The organism is Intestinibacter sp. (genome assembly GCF_051866655.1).
Taxonomy (GTDB): Bacteria; Bacillota; Clostridia; order Peptostreptococcales; family Peptostreptococcaceae; genus Intestinibacter.
Genome location: NZ_JBJDXL010000156.1, coordinates 1 through 5,576, shown reverse-complemented (window position 1 = coordinate 5,576; position 5,576 = coordinate 1). Strand labels below are relative to the sequence as shown.

The 5,576-nt window shown below is 31.6% G+C and carries 6 protein-coding genes; all 6 read right to left on the bottom strand.

Annotated elements, in window-relative coordinates; translation table 11 throughout:
• Window positions 1-655: DEAD/DEAH box helicase (locus tag ACI3VO_RS04540; protein ID WP_439756783.1), on the bottom strand; the 655-nt coding region annotated here is incomplete at its 3' end.
• Between the two features lie 117 nt (window positions 656-772).
• Window positions 773-2,092: a DNA recombination protein RmuC gene (locus ACI3VO_RS04535; protein ID WP_439756782.1), complete on the bottom strand. Its 1,320-nt coding sequence runs from the start codon at window positions 2,090-2,092 to the stop codon at window positions 773-775.
• A 167-nt stretch (window positions 2,093-2,259) separates the two neighbouring features.
• A complete protein-coding gene (gene hpf / locus ACI3VO_RS04530; protein ID WP_439756781.1) occupies window positions 2,260-2,805 on the bottom strand; it encodes a ribosome hibernation-promoting factor, HPF/YfiA family in 546 nt (181 codons plus the stop codon).
• 395 nt (window positions 2,806-3,200) lie between these two features.
• On the bottom strand, window positions 3,201-4,118 hold the full coding sequence (locus ACI3VO_RS04525) for a D-ribose ABC transporter substrate-binding protein (RefSeq protein ID WP_439756780.1): 918 nt from the start codon (window positions 4,116-4,118) through the stop codon (window positions 3,201-3,203).
• A gap of 47 nt (window positions 4,119-4,165) precedes the next feature.
• On the bottom strand, window positions 4,166-5,101 hold the full coding sequence (locus tag ACI3VO_RS04520; protein WP_439756779.1) for an ABC transporter permease: 936 nt from the start codon (window positions 5,099-5,101) through the stop codon (window positions 4,166-4,168).
• Window positions 5,091-5,576, bottom strand: a 486-nt coding sequence (locus tag ACI3VO_RS04515; RefSeq protein ID WP_439756778.1) for an ATP-binding cassette domain-containing protein, incomplete at its 5' end; no start/stop codon positions are given. The genes ACI3VO_RS04515 and ACI3VO_RS04520, both read right to left, overlap by 11 nt.

Below are 5,576 nucleotides of genomic sequence, written 5' to 3'. Positions count from 1 at the left end.
TTCTAGCTTCATCTATTAAGATTGAGTCAACTTCATCGACGATAGCGTAGTTTAATTCTCTTTGAACTCTTTGTTCTTTGTGAATTACCATGTTGTCCTTTAAGTAGTCAAATCCGTATTCGTTGTTAGTTCCGTATGTGATATCACATTCGTATTGTTTTCTTCTTACTTCAGGAGTTTGTCCATGAACTATAACTCCTACAGTAAGTCCTAGGAATTCGTAAATTTTACCCATATCTTCTTTATCACGTTTTGCTAAGTAATCATTTACTGTAACAACGTGTACACCTTTACCTTCAAGGGCATTAAGATATACAGGTAATGTAGCAACTAATGTTTTACCTTCACCTGTTTTCATTTCGGCGATTCTACCTTGATGTAAAACCATCCCCCCTATAAGCTGTACCTTGTAGTGTCTTAATCCTAAGACTCTCTTAGAAGCTTCTCTAACGGTAGCAAAAGCTTCTGGTAGTATGTCATCTAATGTTTCACCTTTAGCTAATCTTTCTTTAAAGGTATTTGTCATACTTTTTAATTCTTTATTAGTCATGGCTTCGAATTGTGGTTCCATAGCGTCTATTTTGTCTGCTATTTTTCCAAATGCTTTTAATTCTTTTCTGTCAGCCATGTTGAATAAGTTATCTAAAAAACCCATAGTTTCGCATCTCTCCTCATTGCATAAATTATACTATTATACATTTTAACATAAAATTTTAATATTTAATATTAAATATTGACTCATTTGTTAAATTTAATACTATTTTAATTCATTTTATTCTGTTTCATCATAATCCTCTGGTAGATAAATTCCTGTGTCCTCAAAACTCAGTTTATCTACACTTTTCAGTTTTCTATTGATCTGTCTAGTTCTAGTTCCTACAAGCTTATCTATCTCTGAGCTCGCTTGGTTTAATTTATTTTGTGCCGAATTAAGAACCGTTTCAAATTTAGAAAACTCAGTTTTCACCGCACCTAGTATCTTCCAAACTTCACTCGAGTGCTTTTCTATAGCTAGACTTCTAAATCCCATTTGCAAGCTATTTAAAAGCGCAACTAATGTAGTAGGCCCTGTTATATTTACTTTATAATCTCTCTGTACAAGCTCAACTAAGCTTTGATTTTTAAGAACCTCTGCGTAAATCCCCTCTGTAGGCAAGAACATCAATCCAAAATCAGTCGTGTTAGGTGGGTCTATATATTTATCTCTTATATCCTTAGCCGATTTTTTTATAAATTTCTCTAAATTCTTAGATGCTATATCAATAGCTGCCTGATTCTGACTATCGTATGCATCCAATAATTTATTATACACTTCTAACGGAAATTTTGCATCTAGTGGTAGGTATATCATTTCGTTATCATAGTCTTTGCCTGGAAGCTTTATAGCAAATTCTACAGTTTCTCTAGAACCCTTTTTAGTTATTACATTCTTTTCATACTGCTCTGGAGATAAAAATTGTTCTAATATTCTCTCTAGCTGTACTTCTCCTAACACACCTCTAGTCTTCGTATTTGAAAGTACCTTCTTCAAATCGCCTACTCCAGCTGCTAGGTTTTGCATTTCACCAAGGCCTTTATGTACTTCTTCAAGTCTCTCGCTTACCATTTTAAAGGATTCTCCAAGTCTTTTTTCTAGAGTACTTTGAAGCTTTTCATCTACTGTAACTCTCATCTTCTCTAGATTATCCTCAGTTGCCTTTGTAAGCTCTGTGAATTTTTCATTTTGTAATTTAGTTAAATCATCTATACTAGCTCTCAAATTGTAATTAAATGCATCTAATGTTCTCTCCATAGTTCTTGAATAGGTATCAAATTGATTTTTTTGTAGGTTAGATAAATCAATCATATTCGATAATATAGAAGAACTTAATTTTTCAATAGAGCTACCTATTTCTGTTCTATTCGATTGCTCATTTTTTCTAGATTCTTCTCTATTTATTGTGAATTCTTCTCTAAGTGCCTTTTCCACTGAAATCAGCTTTTGCTCCATATTTCTTTGAATAGGATCCATATCTACACTTTTAGGTTTAATTGTTATATAAATATTTACAACCAATAATATTATAATAACAATCAATAAAGCTTCTACCATTTCATCTACTCCTTTCCTTTTTATTTACAGTATTATATTTTAACATTAACATAAAATCTATGCTATTTTAATATACTAAATTTAATTTTAACTTAAAAAAGCTATCGATAATTTCTTATCGATAGCTTGTAATACTCAAACTTTCATTAATTTATCTAGCAAGACTACTATTCATGTTCAATTAATCCATAACCGCCATTTTCACGTTTATAAACAGTTGAAATTTCATCTGTGTCTATATTTCTAAACATATAGAAATCATGTCCTATTAATTCCATTTGTAATACAGCTTCTTCTGGACTCATTGGTTTCATATCGAATTTTTTATGTCTTTCAATAACTATATCGAATTCACCGCTTTGTTCTTCACTAGCATCAGTTTCAATATTTTGGAATCTAATACTTTCTTGTCCTTTAGCTTGATATTTTCCTTTTAATTTGTTTTTGTATCTTCTTAATTGTTTATTAAGTTTATCATAAACAACGTCAATTGCTGCGTATAGGTTTTCTTCACTATCTTCAGCTCTTATTATAGGTCCATTTATAGGGATTATTGTTACTTCTATTTTTTGTTTTGCTTTTCTAGCACTTACAGTAACCTTTACTTCTGTGTCTTCATGAAGATAACGGTCTAATTTACCTAATTTGTCTTCTACAGCCCCTTTGATACCATCTGTAAGTTCTATTTTCTTTCCTGTTATTAATATTTTCATAAGAACAGCTCCCTTCACTACGTAAAGTTCATAGGTTCATATTTATGTACTTCACTATTATGATAAATTTTTTATGTTTTATATTATATTCTCCATTAGTTTTAAATATCCTTTTAATTTTTAATTTTTTTTTATATATTTTTTCAATATAAATTTACACAATAAAATATTTTGTCTAAATGTGAATTAAATTGTGCACAAACCCTGTGTATAATGTGGATAACTTTGTTGATAAGTCTATAAATCCCTATTTTTCAACGTTCTATCAAATTGATATATTCACAGTACATATGTTTTTCTGTGGTTAATTAAAAAAATCTAAAAAAAACTGCGACAATATTGCCGCAGTCATCTTTAGGTTTATTTTAGGAAATTACATTGGTTTTTAATTTTAATTATTCTTTTATAAGTTCAACTTCTACTGGTATAGTTTTTTCTACACCTTCACCATTTATAAGCTTAACAGCAGTTTCTACTGCAGTTTGTCCCATAAGGTCAGGTTTTTGAGCTACTGTTGCAGCCATTTTACCATCTTTTATTGCTGTTAAAGCATCGTCAGTTGCATCAAATCCAACTACTACTATATCTTTACCACCTATAGCTTCTACTGCACCAAGAGCCATTTCATCATTATGAGCAAATACACCTTTTATATCTGAATTAGATTGAAGCATATTTTCCATAACAGTCATACCTTCAGAACGGTTGAAGTTAGCAGTTTGTTTAGTTACAACATCTAATTTTTCATCTGCTACTTCATGGAATCCAGCTCCACGATCTATAGTAGCACTAGCACCAGAAACACCTTCTAATTCAGCAACCTTTGCACCTTCACCAACTAATTCAACTAAGTATTCAGTTGCCATTTTAGCACCTGCAACGTTGTCAGAAGCTATTGCACAATCTACATCTACACCATTTACTGCACGGTCTACAGATATAACCTTTATACCTTTAGCTATTGCATCTTCTACTGCTGGTGCAACTGCATCAGAGTCAACTGGATTTACTATTAAAACACTTATGTTTTTTGATATTAAATCTTCAATGTCACTTGTTTGTTTTGCTGCATCATCACCAGCATCTACTACTATTAATTCTACATCTGCTTCTTTAGCTTTTTCTTTTGCACCTTCACTTAATGTTACGAAGAATGGATTGTTTAATGTAGATACAGAGAATCCTACACTTCCATTTCCTACAGCTTCTGCTGAGCTTCCTGAAGTAGATCCTTCACCTTCTACACTACAACCTATTAAAGAAAACGATAATACTGCCGCTGCTGCAAGAGCAACTAATTTTTTGATTTTCATAACCTTTACCCCCTGTATATTTTTAATAATTTTTTTATAGACTTTGATTAACGTTTACGGTCTGATAATACTGCTATTAATATAACTATACCTTTTACTACATCTTGATAGTAAGAAGATACACCTAATATATTTAAACCATTGTTTAATACTGCTATTATTAGAACACCTACAAATGTTCCCCATATTCTTCCGCGTCCACCATTCATACTAACGCCACCAAGTGCAACTGCTGCGATTGCATCTAGTTCGTATCCACTACCTAGAGTAGGTTGTGCTGAATTAAGACGAGATAAAAGTATTAAACCTGCCATAGCTGACATCAATCCAGAAATTGCATATGCAGCTATTTTTGTACGATCTATATTAACACCTGCTAATTTAGCTGATTTCCAGTTACTACCTGTAGCGTATATTCTACGTCCAAATGTAGTTTTTTCTAATACAAACATAAATATTGCGAAAATTACTATGAATAATATAACTGGTAGTGGAATTCCTAATATAGCTCCTTTTCCTAAGAATTTTAATAGGAAGCTACTTCCTAAGTTTGAAATTGGTTTTCCATCCATGAATATCATAGTTGCTCCACGGAATACTGTCATTGTAATCAATGTAGCTATGAATGGTTGTAAACGTCCTTTTGTTACAAATATACCACTTATTGCACCAAACACAACACCTATTACAAGAGCTATTATCATAGCTAAAGCTACTGGTGTTCCATTAACTATTAAACTAGCACAAATTGCTGTAGTTAACGCTAAAACTGAACCAACTGATAAATCTATTCCTCCAGTTAAGATAACACAAGTCATACCAAAAGCAATCAATCCATTTATAGAAGATTGTCTAAGTAAAGATAAAAAGTTATCTACTGTTCTAAATTCTGGACTTATAAAACTTATAACTACTACTAAAAGAACTAAAGCTATAAGCGCCCCCAAGTCTTGCACGCGGTTTATTAATTTATTATTTTCCATTTAGATCTCCTCCTGTTGCCAAAATCATGACATTTTCTTGATTTGCATCTTCTTTATTTATAATACCTGTTATTTTTCCTTCACTTACTACCATAACTCTATCAGACATACCTAAAACCTCTGGAAGTTCTGAAGATACCATAATGATAGCTACTCCTTTTGCTGCAAGTTCATTGATGATATTGTAAATTTCTTTCTTAGCCCCTATATCTACACCTCTTGTAGGTTCATCTAATATTAATACCTTTGGATCTGTATAAATCCATTTTGCAAATACTACCTTTTGTTGATTACCACCACTTAAGTTATTGCATTCATGTTGTGGTCCAAAGCATTTTATTTTTAATTCTTCTATTCCTCTTTTTACTAAATCTTGTTCTTCTTTCTTTTGTATAACTCCATTTTTAGAAATTCTTCCAAGATTTGCTAGAGAAATATTTTTCATAATACTTTCTTCTAGCATTAGACCTTCTAC

Excerpts from the sequence above, each read along its gene's own strand:
- ACI3VO_RS04535 (WP_439756782.1), bottom strand. The coding sequence starts at position 2,092 with ATGGTAGAAGCTTTATTGATTGTTATTATAATATTATTGGTTGTAAAT.
- hpf (WP_439756781.1), bottom strand. The coding sequence starts at position 2,805 with ATGAAAATATTAATAACAGGAAAGAAAATAGAACTTACAGATGGTATC.
- ACI3VO_RS04525 (WP_439756780.1), bottom strand. The coding sequence starts at position 4,118 with ATGAAAATCAAAAAATTAGTTGCTCTTGCAGCAGCGGCAGTATTATCG.
- ACI3VO_RS04520 (WP_439756779.1), bottom strand. The coding sequence starts at position 5,101 with ATGGAAAATAATAAATTAATAAACCGCGTGCAAGACTTGGGGGCGCTT.